The sequence below is a fragment of the Spirosoma arboris genome, from assembly GCF_009754945.1.
Taxonomy (GTDB): Bacteria; Bacteroidota; Bacteroidia; order Cytophagales; family Spirosomataceae; genus Spirosoma; species Spirosoma arboris.
Map to the genome: position 1 here is coordinate 239937 of NZ_WPIN01000010.1, position 22050 is coordinate 261986.

Below are 22050 nucleotides of genomic sequence, written 5' to 3' on the forward strand. Positions count from 1 at the left end.
GCATCACAAAACCAACGACTATGTCTCAACCCTTAGCCAGCCATAAACCTTTTGTTCCCGCTACCGAATCACCTGCTGAATTTACATTAAAAGCGATCATCACCGGGGCCGTCTTTGGCGTATTGTTCGGAGCTGCAACGGTTTACTTATCGCTCAAAGCTGGATTGTCGGTATCAGCTTCCATCCCAATTGCGGTACTGGCTATTTCGCTAGGTCGGCGTTTCTTGAACACGACCATTCTCGAAAACAACATCATTCAAACAACTGGCTCGGCGGGAGAGAGTATTGCATCGGGTGTGGTCTTCACGATGCCAGGTTTTCTTTTCCTGACGAACGGTAGTGGGGCTGACTTCTTCAATTACTGGACAATTCTGACATTGGCTATTCTGGGCGGCCTTATTGGTACACTCATGATGATACCATTGCGTCGATCGTTGATTGTGCAGGAGCATGGCACGCTTCCCTATCCTGAAGGTACCGCCTGTGCATCAGTGTTGATTGCCGGTGAAAAGGGCGGAGATTTTGCCAAAACGGCTTACCAGGGATTAGGGGCTGCTTTGCTTTATGCGCTACTCCAGAAAGTATTGCACGTAATTGCCGAAGTGCCGGTTTGGGCCACGAAACAGGCTAACCGGTATTTCCCATCAGCACAGGTTGCGGGAGAGATTACCCCAGAGTATTTAGGTGTTGGCTACATTATTGGCTTTCGTATCTCGGCAGTTTTAGTCGGCGGGGGAATATTGGCGTGGTTGGGCTTAATTCCTCTATTGGCGTCGGTAGTGCCGGGCGATACGATTGCCTTACAACTTCAAAAACTCGGCTATCTGACCAATCTGCAAACGGCGGGTGGTCCTGGCGGATGGAACCCAACGACACACACGTTTGCTGATACAGCCGTAGCCATTTATCGGGCTTATATTCGGCAAATTGGTGCGGGGGCCGTTACAGCGGGTGGATTCATGACACTGATTAAAACGATTCCGACCATTGTCTCTTCCTTCAAACAAAGCTTCAGTCGCTCGTCGATCAATGCTATTGAAAAGGAAGATGAACTGAGCGCCAGCAACCGCACACCTCGTACAGAACGGGACTTAAGCGTACGCATTGTTATTATTGGAAGCGTTGCGCTAACGGCATTGATGGTCGTGTTGCCTCAAATTCCCGGCGATTCGATCATAACTAAATTGCTGATTGCTATACTAGTCATTGTCTTCGGATTCTTTTTCGTTACGGTGTCTAGTCGGATTGTAGGGTTAATTGGCTCCAGTTCATCGCCTGTATCGGGGATGACCATTGCTACCATTATGGGGACATCTCTGGTTTTTATCGGCTTTGGTTTAACGGGTAAAGTGTACGAACCTGCTGTATTGGTGGTAGGTAGTATGATTTGCGTAGCCGCTGCCAACGCAGGAGGAACGTCACAGGATCTTAAAACGGGTTATCTGGTTGGCGCTACGCCAAAATACCAACAGATGGCGTTGTTTATCGGCGTCATTGTCTCGTCTCTGGTTGTAGGGGCAACGGTTAAAATTCTGGATACGCCTACTCCTGATTTGTTAGCGCAGGGTATTACGCATGCTATCGGTTCCGATAAGTTTCCGGCTCCTCAAGGAACGCTTATGGCCACGCTCATTAAGGGTTTGCTTTCCTTTAACCTCGACTGGCAGTTTGTGCTGGTCGGTGCCTTTATTGCGTTTGTGTTCGAGTTGGTTGGCGTTAGCGCGTTGGCTTTTGCTGTAGGGCTTTATTTACCTCTTTCAACGACGCTTCCTATTTTTGCCGGTGGGCTGGTGAAGTCAATTGTTGATTGGAATGCCAAGCGCAAAGGCACTGTAGAAGAAGACGCTGATCTGGGCAAGGGAAATCTCTTCGCGACGGGTTTAGTAGCTGGCGGAGCATTAGCCGGAGTCGTGGTGGCTCTACTGTCGGTCAATGAGTCAATTTATAACGGACTGGCATTGCTAACCCTGGAACCTGCACTAGCTGGAGCACTGGGAGAAAGCGGTTATGAGTTACTAGGTGCGCTGTCTTTTGCCGCATTAGCGATCGTACTCTGGCGAGTTGCGGAGAGCAGGCGTTGAGTAGCTACCGCTTACTAAATTGAGACGGCTGAGTATGTAAGTAGTTGAAAAGTAGTGGTTTATTGAGCAGGTTTTCTAACTCCTCTTCTTAACTACGTGCAATCATGCTTACTACGCTTTCGTCATTCTTTTATCGAATTGCTTCCTGGAAAACGTTGCTTCTGGGGATTATACTATACATACCTTTTCCGGTCTATGTATTTAAAAATCTGGAAGCTCAGATGAATACCTTAGCTGGAAAGCCAGTTGGCCCGATTGATTTATTGTTCGGATATGATCCGGCAAAGATCAGCCAACTGGTGGCAGACTATGGACCCGAAGGGCGGGGTATTTATGCACAGAGTGAACTAACCTACGATCTGATTTATCCAATTATCTACACATTTCTGTTTTGCATTATTCTCTCGTTGGTATTCAGGAACCGAACATATGCGCCTTTTCAACTAGTGAATATAGTGCCCGTGGGTATTTGGGGATTTGATTTACTGGAGAATACCTGCATCGTGTATTTGCTCAAAAGTTACCCTGAGTCACCCAATACGATTGCCTCACTTTGTTCGGTGTTTACCAATGCGAAATGGGCTATATCGGCAGTCGCATTGGGACTATTCGTATACGGGCTTGTTCGACTGGCAATAGGTGGGCAGCAAAGGCAAGTTGCCTAAGAAAAAGGCAGAGCAAGATTTATTTCGCTTGTCCTGCCTTTTTCAATAACTCTATCACTTTGTCTATAGGTAATTGTTCCACCTGATGTCCCTGATCACCCGTAAGGGTTTGGGCCGCAAAGAGCGAATTGATAATTGCTTCTTCGGTGGCTTCAATAGCAGCCATAAAGAGCGGAGATACATTATCATTTCGAAGTATTTTGACTTCATCGAACGAACTTTGGGTATCGTGCGGAATTTGGTAGGCAGTCGATACGGCGATGACATAATCGCCACTACCGTTCGAGGCAATGCCGCCCGTGCGTGCCAGGCCCATAAACGCCCGTTTCGCCAGTCGTTTCAGATTGCGGGCGTCTAAAGGAGCATCGGTTAGTACGACCATCATGCACGAGCCGTCGAGGTTTTCTTTAAATGAATACTTGCCCAGCGCTACACCAATCGGCACGCCGGCAATTTGTAATACACCCCCGAAATTTGTCTGTACCAGCGCACCAACCGTATAACCTCCCAACGATGCAGGTAACTTACGGGATGACGTCCCAATACCTCCTTTGAACCCAAAACAAATAGTTCCTGTGCCAGCCCCGACGTTGCCTTCGTCAACAGGTCCTGTTTTTGCCTGCTTGAGTGCATCCAGTACGTGCTGCTTTGTTACGTGCCGTCCACGAATATCATTAAGAAAACCATCGTTGGTCTCGCCTACTACCGAATTCACCGATCGTACTTGCTCGTTACCTTGCTGGCCTAGTGTGTAATCAATCAGAGCGTCGGCAGCGGTGGGAACGCTGAGCGTGTTCGTTAGAACAATTGGCGTTTCGAGCGTGCCGAGTTCTTCGATCTGACTATACCCCATTAATTTACCGAAACCATTACCGATGTAAATAGCGGCTGGACTTTTTTGCTGAAACTGATTGCCTGCGTGTGGCAGGATCGCTGTAACACCCGTACGAATAGTCTGCCCTTGTTTCAGGGTAATTTGGCCAACCCGAACGCCCGGCACGTCGGTGATAGCGTTGAACGTGCCAGTTGGTAACACCCCGAATCGGATGCCGTATTCGCGAGGACGTTTAGGCGTTTGAGCCATTGCAAAACTAGTAATGAGGAGTATAAACGATAGTGAAAGGAGCTTGTAATTGGAAAGCAAAAGCATCTGGTTATTCGCTTACTGAGTTGATTCAATGAGTTCAATATAATTGAATAATTGATCAAAACTACGGGCAGTCAGCCTTCATTAATACATACTCATATCCCTGTTCTGGATTCTTCAATACCCATTTGCCATTCTTTTCAATGCGTTCACCTTCTCGCCAGGTTACGGCATCGCCTTTCAGCGTGAAGACAACAGCATAAGATTGAGTAACGCCCTCACCTGACCGCTGCCAGTTGGCCAAAATCTGATTGTTTGTCAACGTGCCTTGTATAGGGCCGCGCGCTCGATCTTTCTCGAAGGGCAATACGTTTAGCTCTCCCGTTACTGTTGAATCCTTGATAACTAGCTGTAACAAAGTGGAGTCGCGGCCAATCACTTGCCGGAAACACATCGTATCTGGTCGAGCCGTCTCCGTGGTAGAAACATTCTTTGTCGAGTCGGTTTTGGTCGCCGATTCTGTTTGAGAAGAGCGTTGACCGCAGCTGTATAAGCAAAGTAATAAGGCTATGCAAGGCACTATTCTTGGCATCGGGGTAGTCCTATTTATCGTACTCATTAATGATTGGAAGATTCGTAGAAAACAAGTCGATTTTGTAACTGAGCCAACTGTTGCTGTAAATATTCCATACGATCCAGCAAATCGCTAACTACATCCAGATCATCGGCATGAATGGCTAGATCCTGATGCAAACGGACGAATTTCTCTAAGCGACCTACTTGCTCCGGCTGAACATAGGTAGTCTGTTCGACAATTGTCGTTTCGATCAGGCCATTATCAGCTAAGGTTTCGACAAACGTGATTTCGACATGGTGATGTACGCAGAAGTCACGAACAGAAATCAAGTGTGTAGTTTGCATAATATCAATGAATTATAGGGTCGATAGTTGGCGGAATAGTTCTTTCTGCTGATCGGTCAAATTTGTTGGTAGCTTCACTTGCCAGGTGATATACAGATCGCCGAAAGAACCGTCCTGTTTATAAATCGGGAAGCCTTTGCCTTTCAGTCTTACTTTCGTTCCAGACTGGGTTTCAGGCTTCACAGTTAGTTTTACTTTCCCGTCCATCGTTTCAACGACGCGCTCTCCGCCAAGCATAGCTGTATATAAGTCTATTTCCTCGTCAACGTATAAATCATTGCCTTTGCGTTTGTAGCGACTATCATCAGGAATAACGAAGGTGATGTACAAATCGCCATTAGGTCCACCGTTCATTCCCGGCGAGCCATAACCGGCCAGCTTGATTTTCTGCCCATTTTCGATACCCGCCTGAACCGTAATTCGGATATTCTTGCCGTCGACAGTCAGCGTTTGTTTGTGGGTAGTATAAGCATCGCGTAAGTCCAATTTCAATTCGGCCTGATAATCCTGGCCTTTGAATTTGGTCTGTCGTCGGCTGCCGCCCATCCCTCCATCTTGTCCAAACATAGACGAGAAGAAATCAGAGAAATCTGATCCTCCGAAACCGCCCGAGAAATCATAATCTCCCGTATCACCTTGTGCGTATTGTGGGCGCGATCGTTGTTGCTGACGAGCTTGCTCAAACTGTTCGGCATGTTGCCAGTCTTTGCCGTACTGGTCGTATTTCTTGCGTTTTTCGGGATCGCTCAGAACTTCGTTAGCTTCGTTTATCTGCTGAAATTTCTTGTTGGCCTCCGCGTCGTTTGGGTTCAGATCGGGGTGGTGTTTTCGAGCCAGCTTACGATAAGCTTTCTTAATGTCTTCGTCCGACGCTGTTTTGGGTACGCCCAGTACGCTGTAATAGTCGATAAAGTCCATAAGAGGTGGGAGTGTCTTTAGTTACAAACACGCTTAGTAAACACAGAAGAGATGAGGATGGTTGTAAAAATAATAGAAGACAAGTTGAGGAGACTATTGATTTTTATCAACTCATATTCTCGTAATTTGCCGCTCTAAAGTCAATCCTAAATCCTTATGAAAATTACTTATCTCTACGTTCTATTTATCGTATGTTCGCTCACAATCTGTACCACACACGCACAAACCACCAAAACGGGCTCGCTAGCCGACGTCAGTTTTATGGAAGGCCGTTGGTTAGGGACGTTCAATGGTGGGCCTATTGAAGCTGCCTGGATAGCGCCCGTTGGCGATAACCTGACTGGGTTTATGCGTATGATGCGCGACAACAAAGTCACCATGTACGAAATGCTGATTTTTGAGCAAACCGAACAAGGGCCCGTCGTGCTGGTGAAGCATTTTAAACCTGGGCTGATTGGGCAGGAAGAGAAGGATAAATCGGACCGCTACCGATTTATCGATGCTGGAAAAGATAAAGCCACCTTTGAAAAAGAAGACGGCTCTATTCGGATCATCTACGAAAAACGATCCGCCGACCAGTTAGCTATACAACGCGGGCAGTTGAAAGACGGTAAGTGGGCCTTTACGGATCTTTTTGTGTTCAATCGCTTTGGCAAATAAACGTTAGGGCTGCTTAGGGACGCTCAAACGAATAGATTTTGCCCGGTTCCAGTAATGGATGCGGACCTTCAAAACCGGTTTCGGAGAGTGTATAAGTCACGTTTTCGAAAAATGCCTCCGCAATCCACGGCTCAAATCGAAACTCGAAGTAGTTGTGAGCTTTGTTCGTAATGGGGAAAACCGAATAGCGATCTGGGCAAAGTTCAAATCGTAACGAAATGGCTTCCCCAGATTTCTGCTCAAACTGGACTTCGCCTTCCGAATTTGTCATTTCTCGTTGGATGGTCGATCCATTTTTAACCGCACATTCCACATAGCGCAGGATTTGTTTGTTCGGGTCGACGATGCGAATGGTTAGTTTATTGCCAGGAACGATTCGGCTGATTACCAGCGCAAAGTCTTTTTCTGGGCGTGGGCGGCTGGACAATGTAATCTGATTGCCTTGCTGTTTCCAGGTTCCCTGTCCCATTCGATCGACGGCCCCATAGGAAAAGAAAAATTCAAACGTAGCGTCATCATTTAGTTTGATGCCTGATCCTACTTCACGTACACCTGATAAATAATATTCTCCAGTCATTTTTTTTGGGGATTGCGCCACTGATTGACCTGCGATCAGACAGGCTACCAACCAGAGCAGTAATAGACGAATAAGGAACATGTGAAATCTATTTTGGCCGGAAAGCTATAGATTCCATTCGTCAACGAAGAGCCCCACTTACTAACTGGAAGAGACTGGTTAACAAACAGCGGAACGTGACTGTCAAATCACGCTCCGCTGTCTGTTTTCTGGCACTACTATATTTGTTTATTTCCCTGTGCTGAGTTTCGAGGCTTTTGCTTCATTCAATTCTTTAAGCAATTCGGTTACAGCCCGATCCAACTGCACATTTTTGTTGGTATAACTTTCGCCAATGGGACGCGCTACCTCAATATCGACCGGGCGAGGAGCTAATTCCATGTTTTTGCCAGTGTTGTCGGTAATCTTAATGAATGGCAAGCGTAAGTTCGATCCATCGATGAGCTGTGCGGCTGAGGTGTAAATGATCCAGCCGCCTGTGGGTTCGCCCACAACTTTGCCCAGTTTGAGCGTCCGGTAGCCTTCCGTAAAATCTTCCGCATCTGAAAGCGAATGCTGGTTCGTGACCAGAATCGTGGGCCTTTCCAGCGCCCGCTGGCCTAACTGGGTTCGGGCAGGAGCCGATGGAAGTCCACGTGGTGTCATGGTCATATAGCCTTTGCGGGTGAATACGTCCAGTGCATATGCATTTACGAATCCACCATTGTTATTCCGAACATCGACCACTACGCCTTCACGAGCATGATTGTCGGCATCTAAATCAATATTCAACTGAGCTAGCGACTCTGCCGACATATCGAATAAATGCACGTAGCCAAGCCGCCCATCGCTGGCTTTATTCACATAATCCCGTTGTTGTTGCACCCATTGTTTGTAGAGTAGAACTTTTTCCGTTGCCAGGTTGACAGGACGTATAACCACTTCATGCGGTGGAGCAGTAGCCGACGATGCAATCATCAATGAAATCCGGTGATTGATCTGGTTTTCCAGTAATTGATCGAGGTTCGTACCCGCATTGATTTTTGTATCGTCAACACCAAGTAGATAATCACCTACTTTGATGGTACCCGCTATATCAGCAGGACTCAACGCAATCACTTCGGTAATCCGGAGTCGACCTGTACTTTCGTATTCTGTCCGGTCGAAGCGAAGCCCAATACGTCCCGTAGTTGTCTGAACAGACCCGGCTGGGGCCGAAATGCCAGAGTGAGACGCATTCAATTCGCCTAACATCAGGCTAATGAGCCGACGTAATTCATCGGGTGTACGGGCACCTGCTGCCAGTGGTTCGTATTCGGCTCGAATAGCTTTCCAATCGGCTCCGTGAAAGGTTGAGTCATAAAAGCCTTTGCTCTGAATATCCCATGCCTGGCGGAAAACCTGTATTTTCTCTTCGCTGAAATCAACGTCCATTTCTGTTGAAATACTCAACGGTTTGGGCTCCCGTCTGTCCAGTGCAATGGATTGAATCCGCCCCTGTTCCAGGTAAAAAATCTCTTTGCCATCAGATGAGAATTGAACACCACTTTTGTTGCCGGGAGTTGACGTCAGCTGTCGCGCTACACTTTGCTCGCGCCCTAATTCATCTAGAGAATAGGTGTATAAATTCTGTTGGCCAGCTACAGTAGCGGTCAATAACAGAGTTTTACCATCCTTACTGATCGATTGTGCGTCAACATCGACCCCCACAGGCAACAGGCTCAGCCGTTGACGAATATCCTCGAAAACGATCTTTGTTGCTCCACCTTTGTCGGATTTGTCGGCCGTATCAGCACGTGCTGTAGTGTCTCGGGAAGCTGTCTTTGCGGTTGTCGTAGGGGCCGTCGCGGGCTTCAGCGTTTTCGGAATTTCCTCATTGAACAAGTCACGAAACTGATCTTCCCTGAATTTGGGAGAGCGAAGTACCAGATCAATTCGGGCAACCTGTGCCGTTTCAGTGCGCTGAGTAGTACTGAACAGAATATACTTTCCGTCGGGGCTCCAGCTCAGATTCCCACCAAACGTATTGGCCAGAAAACTAATGGGTTTACTTTCTCCGCCAGCAGCGGGAACAACCGAAATGTTCCGAAAGGTTTTGGCCCCAAACGACGCAAAAGCGATCCATTTTCCATCTGGAGACCATACAATGGAACCCGAAGAGGCAAAAGGTGGGCGGCCCAGAAAACCCTTTTTGAGGAGCTTCTCTTTCTTTGTTGCTATATCGAGTACGCGCAGTTCCTGTCCATTTCGAATGAACGCCAGCAATTTCCCATCGGGCGAAAATACGGGTGAGCTATCGTCGGTGAGGTCGTTGGTTAGTCGGGTTTCATCGCGGGTGCCAAAGTCATAACGGTAGAGATGAGCGACTCCATCGCGGCTGGACAAGTACACAAGACCCCGGCTGTTAGATGTCCAGACTGGTTGCGATTCATTAGCAGCCGTATGACTGATCCGGGTAGCATCGCCACCGTCTTTTGCCGAGGCTGCGAATACTTCACCATGTACTGTGAAAGCCACTTTCTTGCCATCGGGCGACAAGGCTAGTTCGCGGAATTGGCTGGCCTGTTTCAGATGTTCAACAGCAGGACTGGCCGCAACACCCCGAAGCCGGACTGAGATAGGCGTTGCCTGGCGGCTGGCAATATCGTATTTCCAGAGTCCGAAATCGCGTTCAAATACGATTGTCTTTCCATCGTACCCAATAGATGGCCAGACTACCCGTCCACTCGTAAACGTAGTCAGCATAGTTGGCTTTCCAGAAATGGGTTGCGACCACAGGTTTTGAATCTTGTTACGATCCGATACGTAGTAAATAGTTTTTCCATCCTGGCTCCACATGGGCCAAAGTTCTTTCGCTCCACTTTGGGTCACTTGCTCGTAGGCAGTTTCGGCTTTTTTTGTGTCAAGGTGATAAAGCCAGATTTCTGCTTCGTCAAGATGACTACGCCCTTTTCGCCACCATTGGTTAGAAGCAATTCCCCGCGCCGAAAAAGCCAGTGTTTTACCATCAGGTGAGGGCGCGCTATAAAATTCATTCGCGTAGCGATCAGCTGTAACGGGCATTGGAGTTCCGCCCGTAATGGCTACCCGGTAGATGTCGTTCATGCCGGAAATATCCCGGCTTGTCGATTGAAAATAGACCATTTTGCTATCGCGGGACCAGGCATTCAATACCTCGCTGCCATCATCATACGTAAGCCGTTTAATTGTTCCGGTTTCTAAGGTGAGTAGGTAAATGTCGCCATTCCCCGTGCGAGATGAGGCAAAAGCCAGGTATTTCCCATCGGGCGAATACAGCGGTCGCGACTCATTGTCTGGGTGCGATACGAGCAGACGGGCTTCGCCACCAGCGGTTGGTACGGTCCAGATATCGCCACCTGATACAAATGCGACTTCTGCACCATCGGGTGAAAGACTGGGCTCAGCGTAGGCAAATCTGGGAGTTGGCGTAGCTGATTGGGTTTGCCCTAAGGAAGGCAACGAGATGGCTGCCAGCAACAAACAACGGAGTAGTAAACGTGTTGACAAAGTGTGCATTGGGTAAAGAGGATTTATTTTCAGGTTATTCTCGTTTTCGTTAAAATTTGTGTGACAGAAAACGCAGATAGCCAACGCAAATGGCATCTAAATTTAAACATTATGCCTGATTCTCCCTATACCATTCCTGCTCAAACCCGCATCGGTCACGTTCACCTGAAAGTTGCCGATCTAGACCGGGCATTGGCGTTTTACCGAGACCTGTTGGGGTTTTCATTAATTACAATGTACGGTAAGGAGGCTGCCTTTATTTCGGCAGGAGGGTACCATCACCACATTGGCTTGAATACATGGTATAGTAAAGACGCACCACCGGCGCCCAAACGTTCTGCAGGTCTTTTTCATACCGCAATTCTGTATCCTACCCGCCGGGATCTGGCAGTAGCATTACAGCGGCTTGTCGACGCGAAGTATCCCATTACGGGCGCGTCGGATCATGGTGTGTCAGAAGCTATCTATCTCAATGATCCCGACCAGAATGGCGTTGAATTATATTGGGATCGCCCACAAGACCAATGGCCGCATAAACCAGATGGCTCTATCGAGATGTACACGCACCCATTGAACCTGGAGGGATTGTTGGCTGAGCTAGGATAGACAGCGCAACGAATTTCATCGAAGTAAAGCTGAAGGCAATTGATTGATGCCCTGGATTTGAATGTTCCGGTAAAACACTTCAGCACCCTCTGATTGTAACTGAATTTTTCCTTTGGTGAGTGGCTCAACCTGCCCATTAACCAGATGGCGAGTGTGTGTCAATACCAGATTTACTTTGCCATTCATGACGTGCAGGCAAGTATCACCGAAACAGTACAATTCCAGCACATTCCATTGGCCGGACGGTTTTTCATTATCTGGATTTTTAAGGCATGATCGACCAACAGGCGTTTTGTCCTGAAACGTTATCGGTGCAGCGCCCGGCTCATACATGTAGGTCCCTTTATCAGTTTTACGGGCTGAAATGTCGGTCAGGACATTCATGACGCCCCAGTAGTCCCCACAATCGCCTTCCTGTACCTGTAACTCGAAGGATTCCATCCAGAGCATAGGCGTTCCATGAGGGCCAACACTATGGTAAAGTAGTCCACTATCGCGGGGTTTGTCGAGTTTGGGGGGCCATTTTTGCGTTCCCCATTTAAATTCCATCTTAAGGTGGTAATTCTCAAAATCAGCCAGCGTATTAATACCACCAAACGTTTCTCCTGAAATACGCAGGGCAGGTTTTCCGTCTACGGTTACTACAGAAAAAACATGATTAGGGTCGTTGTTTAGGCCAATCGGAGGTGTTTTATCGCTTTGATTGTCTTTTGCATAGGGCTTATCCAGGTAGGTTTCCCAACCACTTAGATTTTTGCCATTGAAGAGGGTCTGCCACTTGCTCACGCCTTGGGCGGGTTGCGCACGAAGCGAAATGAGAGAAACCAGACTAAGGCATACTGGTAAGAAAAGGAATTTCATTGGAGGTAAGGATTTGGGGCTGTAAAAGAGGATTACGAAACGCTTTAAAACTAAAAATGCCATAACTGTTGAGCTATGGCATTTTTAGTTTTACAATTCCTGCAATTTCATATTCCTCCAGCGGACTTTAATTCCTCCGCCATCGTGTATTTGCAGGGCGATGGAGCCTTCGCCTTTACCAATTTTTTCGTCTGTTAAATCAACCATTTGTGTACCGTTCAGGAATGTCTGAACGTGATCGCCCTCTACGCGAATACGAAGCTTGTTCCACTCACCGGGTTTCAGAATGTTTTCTTTTTCATCGGGGATCTGAACGAGCCAGTTACGTCCATATGATTCATAAATACCACCCGTGTCATGGTTCGGTGGAGCTACTTCTACCTGCCAGCCACTAACTTTGGTCCCTTCGACAGTGGATCGGAAAAAGACACCACTGTTACCATTGGCTTCCTGCTTGAATTCCAGCGTTAGGTCGAAGTTTTTGTAGAATTTTTCGGTTGCTAAATAACCGTACTTCTTATCAGGGCCACTTTCGCAGATGAGTTCTCCGTTATCGACATACCATTTTTCAGTGCCGTAAATTTTCCAGCCGGTTAAGTCCTTACCATTAAACAGTTTAATGGTTTTGGTTGGTGCGGCCATAATAAATAGCATGAGGACCAGCCCGAGAGAGAGTAATTTAGTCATAAGGAATAGAGATACAGTTTAGTGAGAACTTGCCATGAGAACACAAACGGGAGCAGGTACTTTCACCGACTGACCGGTGTAGGTTAGTTTTCCCGTTTTCTGATCGCGCTTAAAAATCGTAATATTATCAGAATCCTGATGCGCCACGAACACAAATTCGCCTTTAGGATCGATCAGGAAGTTGCGGGGTGTTTTTCCTTCTGTCGGCTGATCGCCCACTTTAGTCAGTTTGCCATCGTTACCAATAGCAAAAATAGTCAACGCATTATAACCCCGATTTGATTGATATAGAAACTTGCCCGACGGATCAATGTGAATATCGGCACTGGTATTTTGACCAGTGAAATCGGCGGGTAGTGTTTTAACATTGTCCTCAAGCATCGTTAGGGCACCCGTTTGAGGATTACGGGAAAAGACAGCTACAGATGAGGTCATTTCTTCGACTAAATAAGCATATTTCCCATTAGGATGAAAGGTGAAATGGCGTGGCCCAGAACCTGGTTTCACCGTTGCATAGGGTGTTGAAGCTGGTTTTATCTTGCTGGCCTTAACATCGATATCGTATATATTTAGTTTATCGATGCCCAGATCAGCTACGTATACAAATCGATTGTCGGGAGCTAGTGTTGCCGAGTGAACGTGTGCTTTTTCCTGCCGTTGGGTGTTTGGGCCGGTACCTTCATCCTGAACACTGTCTGTTGCTTCGCCCAGCGTGCCATCTGCTTTAATAGGAAGTACGGCTAAACTGCCTCCGCCATAGTTGGAAACAAAGGCGGTTTTGCCCGTTTGGTCAACACTAACGTGACAAGGGCCCGCGCCGAGCGAAGACTGGCCATTCAAAAAAGTTAATTTACCGGTTGCCCGATCTATGGTGTAAGCACTAACACCACCTTCCGTTTTTGCGGCCCCTTCATTTACTGAGTAAAGATACTTACCCGACGGATGTATGGCCAGAAACGATGGACTTTTAGCATTAGAGACCGATTGGATCGGTTGCATAGTACCTGTTTTTCGGTCAAACTCAAATACATAGATACCTTCGCTACCTCGGAGAGAATAGGTTCCGATATACATAATCTCTTTGGCTGACTGAGCTTGTGCAGTCAGGCTTATACCAATCAAAACAATGCTTAATAGCTTATTCATAAAAACAATGATGAGTCAAATTAATAAGTGAGAAGCTGCTTTAAACTACCGATGTCATTTCGCTCATTCTACAGAATCCACTATTTTATTAAGTTCTAATCAATTTCTAAGTGAATTCTAAGGAAATAATGCAATCATAATTGCTTTACATGAATAATGCTGTTGAAACGAATAACCAGAATCTTGTACTTTTGCAGAATGATTCACTCTAGTTTGAGTATATATCGTTTATAACCTAACTTTTTCGTTACCCGTTACTATTCTTCTCTATCAGTATGAAACGAGTTTTGATTGTTATTGCTGCTGTAACTATGCTGGCTTCCTGCAATAGTAAGAAGCGGCTGGCTGAAATTAAATCCCTACAAGACGCTCGCGACAAGGCGGTTGCCTCGCTGAACGATTGTGACCAACGCACGACTGCCCTGAAAACACAATTGGCAGCCAAAGACACCGATCTACAAGGCAAAGACAAGCAGGTAGCTGATTTGCAATCGCAGATCGACTATCTTAAAAAGACGAATACGAACCTCCTTGATCGGATGTCAGATTTGTCGATTGTAAGTAAGTCGGGTGCCGAAAGTATTAAGAAATCGCTTGAAACGCTGAACGAGCAAACCAAGTACACCAATAACCTAAATTCGTCTATTCAACGGAAAGATTCGATGAATTTGGCGCTGGTTATGAGCCTGAAACGATCGCTGGACGATATCAACGATCAGGACGTACAGGTTGAGGTGAAAAAAGGTGTAGTTTATGTGTCTCTTTCAGATAAGCTCCTGTTCAAATCGGGTAGCTATGAAGTCCTGCCAGCCGCTGAAACCGTTCTGGGTAAAGTGGCTAAGGTTGTGAACGATCACAAAGAGCTTGATATTCTGGTAGAAGGCCATACAGATGTTGTCCCTATCGCGACATCGGCTATTAAAGACAACTGGGATTTGAGCGCATTACGGGCTACGTCTGTTGTTCGGACGTTGCAAAAGAAATTTAGCGTAGCTCCTGAGCGTATGACTGCTGGTGGTCGTTCAGAATTCGCACCGAAGGATGATAACACCACCGATGCTGGTCGTCAACAGAATCGCCGGACGGAAATCATTATTACCCCAAAACTGGATCAGTTCTTCAACTTATTGTCGAGCGGTCAGGCTGGCGGAAGTAAGTAAGAATCCTGTTGAATCAATGGCATAAAAAAGACCGAACCTTCGAAGGTTCGGTCTTTTTTATGCCATTGATTTATAAAATCTATCTATTCAGAATGCTTTTCCTCATCTGGTAATACGGATTCAGGCGTCTCCTGCTGACTTTCATCTGTTGGTGATTCATCTTCACCTTGAACAGATTGGGGCTCCTGAACACTCTGATCATTGTTGATAAGTTCCTCTGCTGGCAATACCGACGCTTCAACCGGATCTGGCCCAGAAATCGGAAGCATGCTATCTTCAACATGCTGATCGCCGAAGAATCGACGTTGAAAAAACAGAATAATGCAGACACCTATAAAAATACAGGAATCGGCTACGTTAAAAATAGGAGTTGAGTAATACTGGCCTCCCCAAACAGGTACCCAATCGGGAATAAATCCCTCCCAAACATCCACAAAAATCATGTCGATTACTTGGCCATGAAACCAGGGAGTAGGCGAACCATATGGCGCGTTATTCAGAAAAACACCATAGAATGTGCTGTCAATAACATTGCCAACAGCTCCGGCAAGAATCATGGCCATGGCCCATAAGAGCCCATTAGGTGCACCCCGATGCGCTAAATTCACGAGATAATAGCCAATGCCAACCATGGCAAACAAGCGAAATATGCTCAACAACAATTTGCCGTACTCATGGCCTAACTGCATCCCGAACGCCATGCCAGGGTTAAGTACGTAGTGTAGCTTGAGCCAATCGCCAACGAGTTTAACCTGACCCACAAAGCCGGGGGCCATATAGTGATGCACAGCCAATTTTACCCCCTGATCAAGTGCAATCAAGATAAGCGTTAGCAGAAAAAATTTAAAGGGACTTTTCTGAATCATAGTAAAAAAAGGTGGCACAGCATGGCTCGGGTTGCCCGGCTTGCTGTGCCAGTCATTAAATGCTTGTCAAAGGTTGTCATTGATAATCAACTATAGTCAGGCTTTGAGGACAACTCTTAACTATACTTGACCATGATTGACCACTTATCTTGGTCGGCAGTTCTTCCGGCGTTTCAACTCGTCACTAATTAAATTAAACTCCCGGCTACTCTGTCCAGCAATGGATTTGTTTTCGTCGGCCCGCCGAAATAGATAAGGCATAACCGTGTCGACAGGACCGTAAGGGACGTATTTGGCTACGTTGTAGTCGGCATTGGCCAGGTTATAGGAGATATTATCGCTCATGCCCAGCAACTGCGCGAAATAAATATGCGAGTCGTTGGATGCGATTCCCAACTGCTTCATTTGTTGTATGCAGTACCGACAACTTTCTTCATTGTGCGTACCAAGGCATACTGAGATGATATCCCGATGTTCCAAACAGAAGTCGATAGCTCCATTGAAGGCTAGGTCAGTATCTGCTTTGGTTGCTTGGATTGGATCTTGATATTCCTCTTCATGAGCGCGTAGTCGTTCTTTTTCGAGATAGGCTCCCCGCACTAGCTTCACGCCCAGATAGTATCCTTTGGCCTGGGCTTCGGCAGTGTCGCGTCGGAGGTGATCGAAGCTCTCCCAGCGATACATCTGGTAAGTATTATAGACAACGGGTCGCTCATGATTATAGCGATCCATCATTTCATACGCCAGCGTATCTATTGTATCCTGAATCCAGCTTTCTTCCGCATCGATAAAAATACGGACGTTCCGTTCGTAGGCTCGTCGACATAGTGTATCGACTCGCTGCATAACCCGATCAAATTCAGCTTTTTGTGACTTATTGAGCGAATCGCCAATCTGAACCGCTTCAAGCAATTCAGTTGAGGCAACGCCCGTCACTTTAAATACTGAAAAGGGGATATCTTTAGATTCGCTGGCTCGTTCTATCGTACGCAGAATTTCGAGTGTGGTTTCATCGAAACTTTTTTCGGTTTCTTCGCCTTCAACAGAATAATCGAGGATGGTGCCAACGTGAACGTCGTGGAGATGGCGGATGGTTTGTTCGCAATCCTGAATACTTTCGCCACCGCAGAATTGCTCGAAAATAGTGTTTTTAATGAGGAATTTAATGGGAAGATGCAGGCGTAAGGCGATCTTTATAAAAAAAGTACCTAAATTTACCAGCCATCCCTTATTCATCAACGCAAATAACCAGTAGGTCTTTCGGAGTTTGAAGTCCGACTGGGACGAAAAAGCAATCGAAGTGTCCTCAAATGAAACGGGTTTTACATCAGTAAGGCCCTGGACTGTCTCCGGCATTAGATTACTTCGGTTCGACATATCAGTGCTCCGTTTGGGCGGTGCTACTTGCATAACTTAAATGCGTGTCGGCTAACACGACCGAAATATATAACGAAATTTCGGTCTATCAGTTAACTCACCGGCGCGGCTTATTTGGACAAACTAAAAAAGGTTTTAGACAAATTAAGGAACCAGCTTGAAATACAGCCAATTCCCCTGCAAATATACTACAAAATTAAATTGAAAGTTCCCGATAGAGTAGTCGGTATTACTCTTAGATTAAGCGTTAAGTATGAAAGTAGAATTAGCCGTAGAGCCGCTTGGGTCGTGGATTGAGACCAACGGCAAACCTCTGATCATTGCCGGTCCGTGCAGTGCTGAGACCGAAGATCAGTTAGTTGAAACCGCTCGCCAGTTAAAAGCCCTGGACGCGGTTCATGTTATTCGCGCGGGTGTGTGGAAGCCCCGCACTCGTCCGGGTAGTTTTGAGGGTATGGGTGAAGCCGCTCTTCCCTGGATTCAGCGCGCCAAAGCGGAAACGGGTCTGCCGTTTGCGGTTGAGGTTGCCACGCCCGAGCACATCGAACTGGCTCTGAAATATGGTGTTGATATTCTGTGGGTAGGTGCCCGTACTACTGTTAACCCATTCAACGTACAGGAAATTGCTGACGCTTTGCGTGGAGTAGATGTACCTGTATTGGTGAAAAATCCTGTTAATCCGGATCTAGCCCTTTGGGTAGGTGCCTTTGAGCGTCTTGCCGGAGCTGGTATTACGAAATTAGGCGCTATTCACCGTGGATTTGCAACCGGCGAAGCCAGTAAATACCGTAACGTACCGATGTGGCAGATGGCTATTGAGTTGAAGTCGATCTTCCCTCAGTTGCCAATCATTGGTGATCCAAGCCACATGGCAGGCAAACGGGCGTATCTGAACGAATTAGCTCAGATGGCTATGGACCTTAACTACGATGGTCTGATTGTTGAATCGCATATCGATCCAGACAAAGCGTGGAGTGATGCTGCTCAGCAGTTGACACCTGCGGCTTTCGGTGAAATGCTCGATCACCTGCAAATTCGTCAGGTTGAGTCGCAAAATCTGGAATTCCAGAGTTTTACGGAGCAGTCACGTCGCAGCATCGATAACGTAGATCGGCAGATTGTCGAAATGTTAGCTGCCCGGATGGCCCTCGTAGAACGTCTGGCCGAATACAAACGTGATAATAACGTAACCCTGTTCCAGCCTGAACGCTGGAAAGAAATTCTGAAGACACGTACCGAATTGGGACAGAAGTTGGGATTGTACCCTGAACTGGTGGAAGAAATCTACAAGATTATCCACATGGAGTCGATTCGCAAGCAAACGGAAATTATCCACAGCGCAGCGCAAAGCGTATAGTTGGTATTGGTAAAGTAAGTGAAATGGGTGGAATAGGTGCAGTAAGTCTTGGAACTTACTGCACCTATTCCACCCATTTCACTTACTTTAACTTTAGGGTAAGTGTTGCGTTGTTATAACCAGCAAAACAACCTAGGCCGCCCTCAATATTGCTGGGAATAAGTACGGGTTCGGCAAATGGATTTCCTCGGGAACGCCGTTGCCGGATAATGGCTTCTTGGTATCGATAATATGATTGATCGATACTCAGTAGATTAACTGTAACTGAAGCTGTATTATACTGACTGTAAAAATCTGTTTGTTGATTACCAGTGCTAGAAACTGGGGTTAGAAAAGCCCTTCCGGAAACTATAGTGTCTCCATCGACTCCCACATCTGGAAACAATCCCCGATTTTCATCATCAAAAGAAAGGCTGTTGTAGTTTTCCTCCCGAACGTTGGTGGTTGTAGTGTATCGAAAAATACCGGCAACTTGATAGGCATTTGTTTGTCCAGCAGGGTCTAACCATTGTACTTGAACAAAGTAGCGTTTGAGCTGCGTACGAGACTGTTCGGTTAGTGAAGAAAATTTAATAAGCCCTGGGTCAACAGGTTGCGGGATGGTACATGTACTTGTTGCCTGTTGCCCATTGGCAGTTACGACAGTGAGTTTGTAGGTGTGTCCGGCTATAATTGGCAGTAGTTTAGTACTAATGCTATAGGCAGAATCTGCCGAAGGACGAACTTTATAATAGGGTAATACAACCGAGCGATCTCCTTCCGACAGCGTAACGGTCGCATTGGTAACGGTATTGCCAGGCTGTAACAGACTAATACTATCACCTACTACCGTATTGGACCGAGTTACTTTAACAGTAAGCAGCGTATCCTGTGGACATAAGAAACTGCTCACTACCAGTTTCGACGATTCAAGGCCTAATTGTCCCGGATCAACTTCGTTTCGCAAGCTATTGCATCCAGTAAGCAGAAGAAAGCCTAATAAGAATACAAGCAAGGCAAAAGTAATAGGATGATGTTGGCTTACTAATCGCATCAGAATTTGAAATTATAGCTGAATGCTGGGACAACTGGAAAAACTGAATAGCGAAAGAGCGCTGTTCTGGCAGGCTCTGTAGCGGTTGCTGCAACCGATTCAAGGCGGTAGAAAAATGGATTACGTCGGTCGTAGAGATTGTAAACGCTGATTTCCCAGGTTCGTTCGTGGTGCTTCTTTTGTTTATGAAACTGAATGCCCAGGTCAAAGCGATGGTAGGGCTCAGCGCGGAAGCTATTTTTCTGTGTACCATAATCGTCAGCAGTACGTGGGTTATTGAAAAACGTTTGTACAATACCGGGCGAACCTCCATAAACCAGCGTATTTCCTGCCCGGTAGGTATCAAAGCGGCCAACCGGCACTGTCAGCGCATTCCCCGTACCATAAACCCAAACTGCCGATAAGGTAATTTTCTTACTCAATTCATAAATACCTACTAACGAAATATCGTGCCGTCGGTCGTAGCGGGGGTAATACGGTTGACCACCATTTAGTTCGGCAAATTGCCACTGAGTCCAGGAAAGTGTATAGCCTGCCCAGCCCGAAAAACGCCCGACTTTCTTTTGGAGTAAGACTTCGGCACCGTACGACCACCCCCGACCTGCTGTTACGTTATCTTCCCAGCGTATACTGTTGGCAGACGTAGGATCATTCAATAGTAGAAAACTAGCCCCTTCCTTATAATTGATGATATTATTCATCGCTTTATAGTACCCTTCAACCGTTAGCGTCAACCCTTTGGCGAACGCGCCCCCGGTCGTAAAATCTTTGGCAAGCCCTAAAGCAACCTGCTGTGATTGCTGCGGTTTGACCCGGTCGGTACTAGGCACCCATAAATCGGTTGGGAGCCCTATGCCTGTGTTCGACAGCAGATGAACATATTGGTTCATGATCGCATATGACGCTTTAATCGACAAGTCTGGTTTGAGGGTAAAAGCTGCCGAAAGCCGAGGTTCAGGTTTAAAATAATTTACTCCCGTCTGATGGAAATAACTCAGACGGAGACCAGCATTGATACGTAAGCGATTGGATGGACGCCAGGTATCTTCTGCGTAAATGCCTGATTCCAGGACATCAATCGTATTGATATTGTTAACCGGCTGACTTACACCTGCATTTTGCAACACGACAGCACTTGGCGTAAAGCGATGGTACGTATTCTGCAAACCTACCTTTACGGAGTGCTGAGGGTTAGGGTAATAATCGACATCATACTTCAGTGAAAAATCACGAATGCCGGAATTGTATTCGAGTGAATAGGTATCCGTAGCTAGCGTACTCTTCTCTACTGCCGAAATCTGGAATTTGTAATCACTAAAAATTAAGGACAGGTTCGCGAATAGTTTCTGATTGAAGAGGTGATTCCATCGGAGTGTGCCCGTTGCATTTCCCCAGCCCAGTCCGATGTCATTGTTTTGGGTATTGTCGTGTGCATAAAACTTGTCGCGCCCAAAGTAACCGCTTAGATAGAGCTTATTGGTCGGACTGAAATCGTAATTTGCCTTGGCATTCAGGTCATAGAAGTAATAACCTGCCTGGGTTTGTCCTTTGGTCTGGGCGTTGATAAGGGGAGCAGCTATAATATCGAGATACGTTCGCCGGCCTGAAACCAGGAAAGAGCCTTTTTTATTTTTAGTCAGTGGACCTTCGAGGGTTAATCGGGAGGCAATCAGACCAATACCGCCTTCTCCATGGAGTTTCTCCCGGTTACCATCTTTCATATTCAGATCAATAACCGACGAGAGCCGACCGCCATAGCGGGCTGGAAATCCTCCTTTAATTAACTCAACGCTCTTAATCGCGTCGCCATTAAAGACCGAGAAAAAGCCAAATAAGTGGCTGGCGTTGTAAACGACGGCATCGTCCAGAATAATGAGATTCTGGTCTGGGCCACCGCCACGAACATAAATTCCCGTTTGCCCTTCTGAACCTTTCTGCACACCAGGCATCAATTGCAAAACCTTCAATACGTCTTTTTCGCCCAAAAAAGCCGGAATCTTTTTAATCTGCGCCACGGGAACATCAATCGTACTCATTTGCGCGCTTTCACTTACTTTCTCAACTGATGACCCCGCTTTTACCTGCACCTCCGAGAGTGCCCGACCAGGCGTAAGTAGTATATTTTGTGTCTGATTAGTGTGCAGATTCAGGACACGACTAACTGTTTCGTAGCCTACAAAGGAGTAGGCCAATCGAACACTATCCTGAGCAGGCAAAGTCAACGAATAAAATCCATAAGTATTGGTAGTTGTTCCTGTTGTTGTACCAGGCAAGTAAACATTCACACCAATTAGCGCTTCCAGACTCCCCGTTTCGCGCACATAGCCACTTACGGTAAACTTTTCAAATCCGCTTTGGGCTTTTAATAGACTGATTGACAGGAAGAATAATAGAAAACTACTGTACAGATACTTTCGCATAAATGGGTAATTCGTACGAATATAAACGTGAAGCTTGCATAAGAAAATCGCTCTGATACGAGGTATCTTTTTAAATTAATATTTCTTAGAAAAAGGATTATATGGAGAAACGAAGAAGCTG

19 protein-coding genes are annotated in these 22050 nt (G+C 46.5%); 6 read left to right on the forward strand and 13 right to left on the reverse strand.

Going from position 1 to position 22050, the window contains the following annotated elements:
• The first annotated feature begins 20 nt into the window (after positions 1 to 20).
• Complete coding sequence (locus GO755_RS25130) at positions 21 to 2081, forward strand: OPT family oligopeptide transporter (RefSeq protein ID WP_157588059.1); 2061 nt, start codon at positions 21 to 23, stop codon at positions 2079 to 2081.
• Between the two features lie 104 nt (positions 2082 to 2185).
• Positions 2186 to 2746, forward strand: a complete 561-nt coding sequence (locus GO755_RS25135) for a hypothetical protein (protein ID WP_157588060.1) — start codon at positions 2186 to 2188, stop codon at positions 2744 to 2746.
• A 19-nt stretch (positions 2747 to 2765) separates the two neighbouring features.
• On the opposite strand, the gene GO755_RS25140 is transcribed toward GO755_RS25135, so the two are convergent.
• The 4 genes from GO755_RS25140 to GO755_RS25155 all read right to left on the reverse strand — a co-directional run bounded on the left by GO755_RS25140 (position 2766) and on the right by GO755_RS25155 (position 5672).
• Positions 2766 to 3830, reverse strand: a complete 1065-nt coding sequence (locus GO755_RS25140; RefSeq protein WP_157588061.1) for a DmpA family aminopeptidase — start codon at positions 3828 to 3830, stop codon at positions 2766 to 2768.
• Positions 3831 to 3957: 127 nt separating this feature from the next.
• Entirely contained in the window at positions 3958 to 4287 is a 330-nt protein-coding gene (locus GO755_RS25145) for a hypothetical protein (RefSeq protein WP_227687077.1), read from the reverse strand.
• Positions 4288 to 4451: 164 nt separating this feature from the next.
• Positions 4452 to 4754, reverse strand: coding sequence for a chaperone modulator CbpM (locus tag GO755_RS25150; RefSeq protein ID WP_157588063.1), 303 nt, complete (start codon positions 4752 to 4754; stop codon positions 4452 to 4454).
• Positions 4755 to 4766: 12 nt separating this feature from the next.
• A complete protein-coding gene (locus tag GO755_RS25155) occupies positions 4767 to 5672 on the reverse strand; it encodes a DnaJ C-terminal domain-containing protein (RefSeq protein WP_157588064.1) in 906 nt (301 codons plus the stop codon).
• A gap of 156 nt (positions 5673 to 5828) precedes the next feature.
• Between GO755_RS25155 and GO755_RS25160 the strand changes: the two genes are divergently transcribed.
• Positions 5829 to 6332, forward strand: coding sequence for a DUF6265 family protein (locus GO755_RS25160; protein ID WP_157588065.1), 504 nt, complete (start codon positions 5829 to 5831; stop codon positions 6330 to 6332).
• 13 nt (positions 6333 to 6345) lie between these two features.
• On the opposite strand, the gene GO755_RS25165 is transcribed toward GO755_RS25160, so the two are convergent.
• On the reverse strand, positions 6346 to 6990 hold the full coding sequence (locus tag GO755_RS25165) for a hypothetical protein (protein WP_157588066.1): 645 nt from the start codon (positions 6988 to 6990) through the stop codon (positions 6346 to 6348).
• A 147-nt stretch (positions 6991 to 7137) separates the two neighbouring features.
• Positions 7138 to 10425: a S41 family peptidase gene (locus tag GO755_RS25170; RefSeq protein ID WP_157588067.1), complete on the reverse strand. Its 3288-nt coding sequence runs from the start codon at positions 10423 to 10425 to the stop codon at positions 7138 to 7140.
• A 102-nt stretch (positions 10426 to 10527) separates the two neighbouring features.
• Here GO755_RS25170 and GO755_RS25175 point away from each other — a divergent pair, with 102 nt between their 5' ends.
• On the forward strand, positions 10528 to 11022 hold the full coding sequence (locus tag GO755_RS25175) for a VOC family protein (RefSeq protein WP_157588068.1): 495 nt from the start codon (positions 10528 to 10530) through the stop codon (positions 11020 to 11022).
• 15 nt (positions 11023 to 11037) lie between these two features.
• Here GO755_RS25175 and GO755_RS25180 read toward each other — a convergent pair whose 3' ends face one another.
• The 3 genes from GO755_RS25180 to GO755_RS25190 form a co-directional block, all read right to left on the reverse strand.
• Entirely contained in the window at positions 11038 to 11883 is an 846-nt protein-coding gene (locus GO755_RS25180) for a 3-keto-disaccharide hydrolase (protein ID WP_157588069.1), read from the reverse strand.
• A 90-nt stretch (positions 11884 to 11973) separates the two neighbouring features.
• Entirely contained in the window at positions 11974 to 12570 is a 597-nt protein-coding gene (locus tag GO755_RS25185; RefSeq protein ID WP_157588070.1) for a 3-keto-disaccharide hydrolase, read from the reverse strand.
• Positions 12571 to 12588: 18 nt separating this feature from the next.
• On the reverse strand, positions 12589 to 13716 hold the full coding sequence (locus tag GO755_RS25190) for a lactonase family protein (RefSeq protein ID WP_157588071.1): 1128 nt from the start codon (positions 13714 to 13716) through the stop codon (positions 12589 to 12591).
• A 275-nt stretch (positions 13717 to 13991) separates the two neighbouring features.
• Here GO755_RS25190 and GO755_RS25195 point away from each other — a divergent pair, with 275 nt between their 5' ends.
• A complete protein-coding gene (locus GO755_RS25195) occupies positions 13992 to 14876 on the forward strand; it encodes an OmpA/MotB family protein (protein ID WP_157588072.1) in 885 nt (294 codons plus the stop codon).
• 83 nt (positions 14877 to 14959) lie between these two features.
• Here GO755_RS25195 and GO755_RS25200 read toward each other — a convergent pair whose 3' ends face one another.
• Together GO755_RS25200 and GO755_RS25205 are read right to left on the reverse strand one after the other, a co-directional pair.
• Complete coding sequence (locus GO755_RS25200; protein ID WP_157588073.1) at positions 14960 to 15742, reverse strand: lipoprotein signal peptidase; 783 nt, start codon at positions 15740 to 15742, stop codon at positions 14960 to 14962.
• A 144-nt stretch (positions 15743 to 15886) separates the two neighbouring features.
• Entirely contained in the window at positions 15887 to 17098 is a 1212-nt protein-coding gene (locus GO755_RS25205; RefSeq protein WP_157588101.1) for a proline dehydrogenase family protein, read from the reverse strand.
• A 274-nt stretch (positions 17099 to 17372) separates the two neighbouring features.
• Here GO755_RS25205 and GO755_RS25210 point away from each other — a divergent pair, with 274 nt between their 5' ends.
• Positions 17373 to 18476: a chorismate mutase gene (locus GO755_RS25210; protein ID WP_157588074.1), complete on the forward strand. Its 1104-nt coding sequence runs from the start codon at positions 17373 to 17375 to the stop codon at positions 18474 to 18476.
• A gap of 82 nt (positions 18477 to 18558) precedes the next feature.
• Here the strand turns inward: GO755_RS25210 and GO755_RS25215 are convergent, their stop codons facing one another.
• Together GO755_RS25215 and GO755_RS25220 are read right to left on the reverse strand one after the other, a co-directional pair.
• Positions 18559 to 19509 carry a DUF4249 domain-containing protein gene (locus tag GO755_RS25215; RefSeq protein ID WP_157588075.1) on the reverse strand — a complete coding sequence of 317 codons (951 nt, stop codon included), beginning with the start codon at positions 19507 to 19509 and terminating at the stop codon, positions 18559 to 18561.
• Positions 19509 to 21929 (reverse strand): TonB-dependent receptor, encoded by a 2421-nt coding sequence (locus tag GO755_RS25220; RefSeq protein WP_157588076.1) that lies wholly within the window; start codon positions 21927 to 21929, stop codon positions 19509 to 19511. Before GO755_RS25220 ends, GO755_RS25215 begins: the two co-directional genes overlap by 1 nt.
• Positions 21930 to 22050: the final 121 nt, after the last annotated feature.

What these genes read in the sequence shown, in the direction of transcription:
- GO755_RS25130 (WP_157588059.1), top strand. Translation starts at nt 21, where the DNA reads ATGTCTCAACCCTTAGCCAGCCATAAACCTTTTGTTCCCGCTACCGAA.
- GO755_RS25135 (WP_157588060.1), top strand. Translation starts at nt 2,186, where the DNA reads ATGCTTACTACGCTTTCGTCATTCTTTTATCGAATTGCTTCCTGGAAA.
- GO755_RS25140 (WP_157588061.1), bottom strand. Translation starts at nt 3,830, where the DNA reads ATGGCTCAAACGCCTAAACGTCCTCGCGAATACGGCATCCGATTCGGG.
- GO755_RS25145 (WP_227687077.1), bottom strand. Translation starts at nt 4,287, where the DNA reads ATGTGTTTCCGGCAAGTGATTGGCCGCGACTCCACTTTGTTACAGCTA.
- GO755_RS25150 (WP_157588063.1), bottom strand. Translation starts at nt 4,754, where the DNA reads ATGCAAACTACACACTTGATTTCTGTTCGTGACTTCTGCGTACATCAC.
- GO755_RS25155 (WP_157588064.1), bottom strand. Translation starts at nt 5,672, where the DNA reads ATGGACTTTATCGACTATTACAGCGTACTGGGCGTACCCAAAACAGCG.
- GO755_RS25160 (WP_157588065.1), top strand. Translation starts at nt 5,829, where the DNA reads ATGAAAATTACTTATCTCTACGTTCTATTTATCGTATGTTCGCTCACA.
- GO755_RS25165 (WP_157588066.1), bottom strand. Translation starts at nt 6,990, where the DNA reads ATGTTCCTTATTCGTCTATTACTGCTCTGGTTGGTAGCCTGTCTGATC.
- GO755_RS25170 (WP_157588067.1), bottom strand. Translation starts at nt 10,425, where the DNA reads ATGCACACTTTGTCAACACGTTTACTACTCCGTTGTTTGTTGCTGGCA.
- GO755_RS25175 (WP_157588068.1), top strand. Translation starts at nt 10,528, where the DNA reads ATGCCTGATTCTCCCTATACCATTCCTGCTCAAACCCGCATCGGTCAC.
- GO755_RS25180 (WP_157588069.1), bottom strand. Translation starts at nt 11,883, where the DNA reads ATGAAATTCCTTTTCTTACCAGTATGCCTTAGTCTGGTTTCTCTCATT.
- GO755_RS25185 (WP_157588070.1), bottom strand. Translation starts at nt 12,570, where the DNA reads ATGACTAAATTACTCTCTCTCGGGCTGGTCCTCATGCTATTTATTATG.
- GO755_RS25190 (WP_157588071.1), bottom strand. Translation starts at nt 13,716, where the DNA reads ATGAATAAGCTATTAAGCATTGTTTTGATTGGTATAAGCCTGACTGCA.
- GO755_RS25195 (WP_157588072.1), top strand. Translation starts at nt 13,992, where the DNA reads ATGAAACGAGTTTTGATTGTTATTGCTGCTGTAACTATGCTGGCTTCC.
- GO755_RS25200 (WP_157588073.1), bottom strand. Translation starts at nt 15,742, where the DNA reads ATGATTCAGAAAAGTCCCTTTAAATTTTTTCTGCTAACGCTTATCTTG.
- GO755_RS25205 (WP_157588101.1), bottom strand. Translation starts at nt 17,098, where the DNA reads ATGCCGGAGACAGTCCAGGGCCTTACTGATGTAAAACCCGTTTCATTT.
- GO755_RS25210 (WP_157588074.1), top strand. Translation starts at nt 17,373, where the DNA reads ATGAAAGTAGAATTAGCCGTAGAGCCGCTTGGGTCGTGGATTGAGACC.
- GO755_RS25215 (WP_157588075.1), bottom strand. Translation starts at nt 19,509, where the DNA reads ATGCGATTAGTAAGCCAACATCATCCTATTACTTTTGCCTTGCTTGTA.
- GO755_RS25220 (WP_157588076.1), bottom strand. Translation starts at nt 21,929, where the DNA reads ATGCGAAAGTATCTGTACAGTAGTTTTCTATTATTCTTCCTGTCAATC.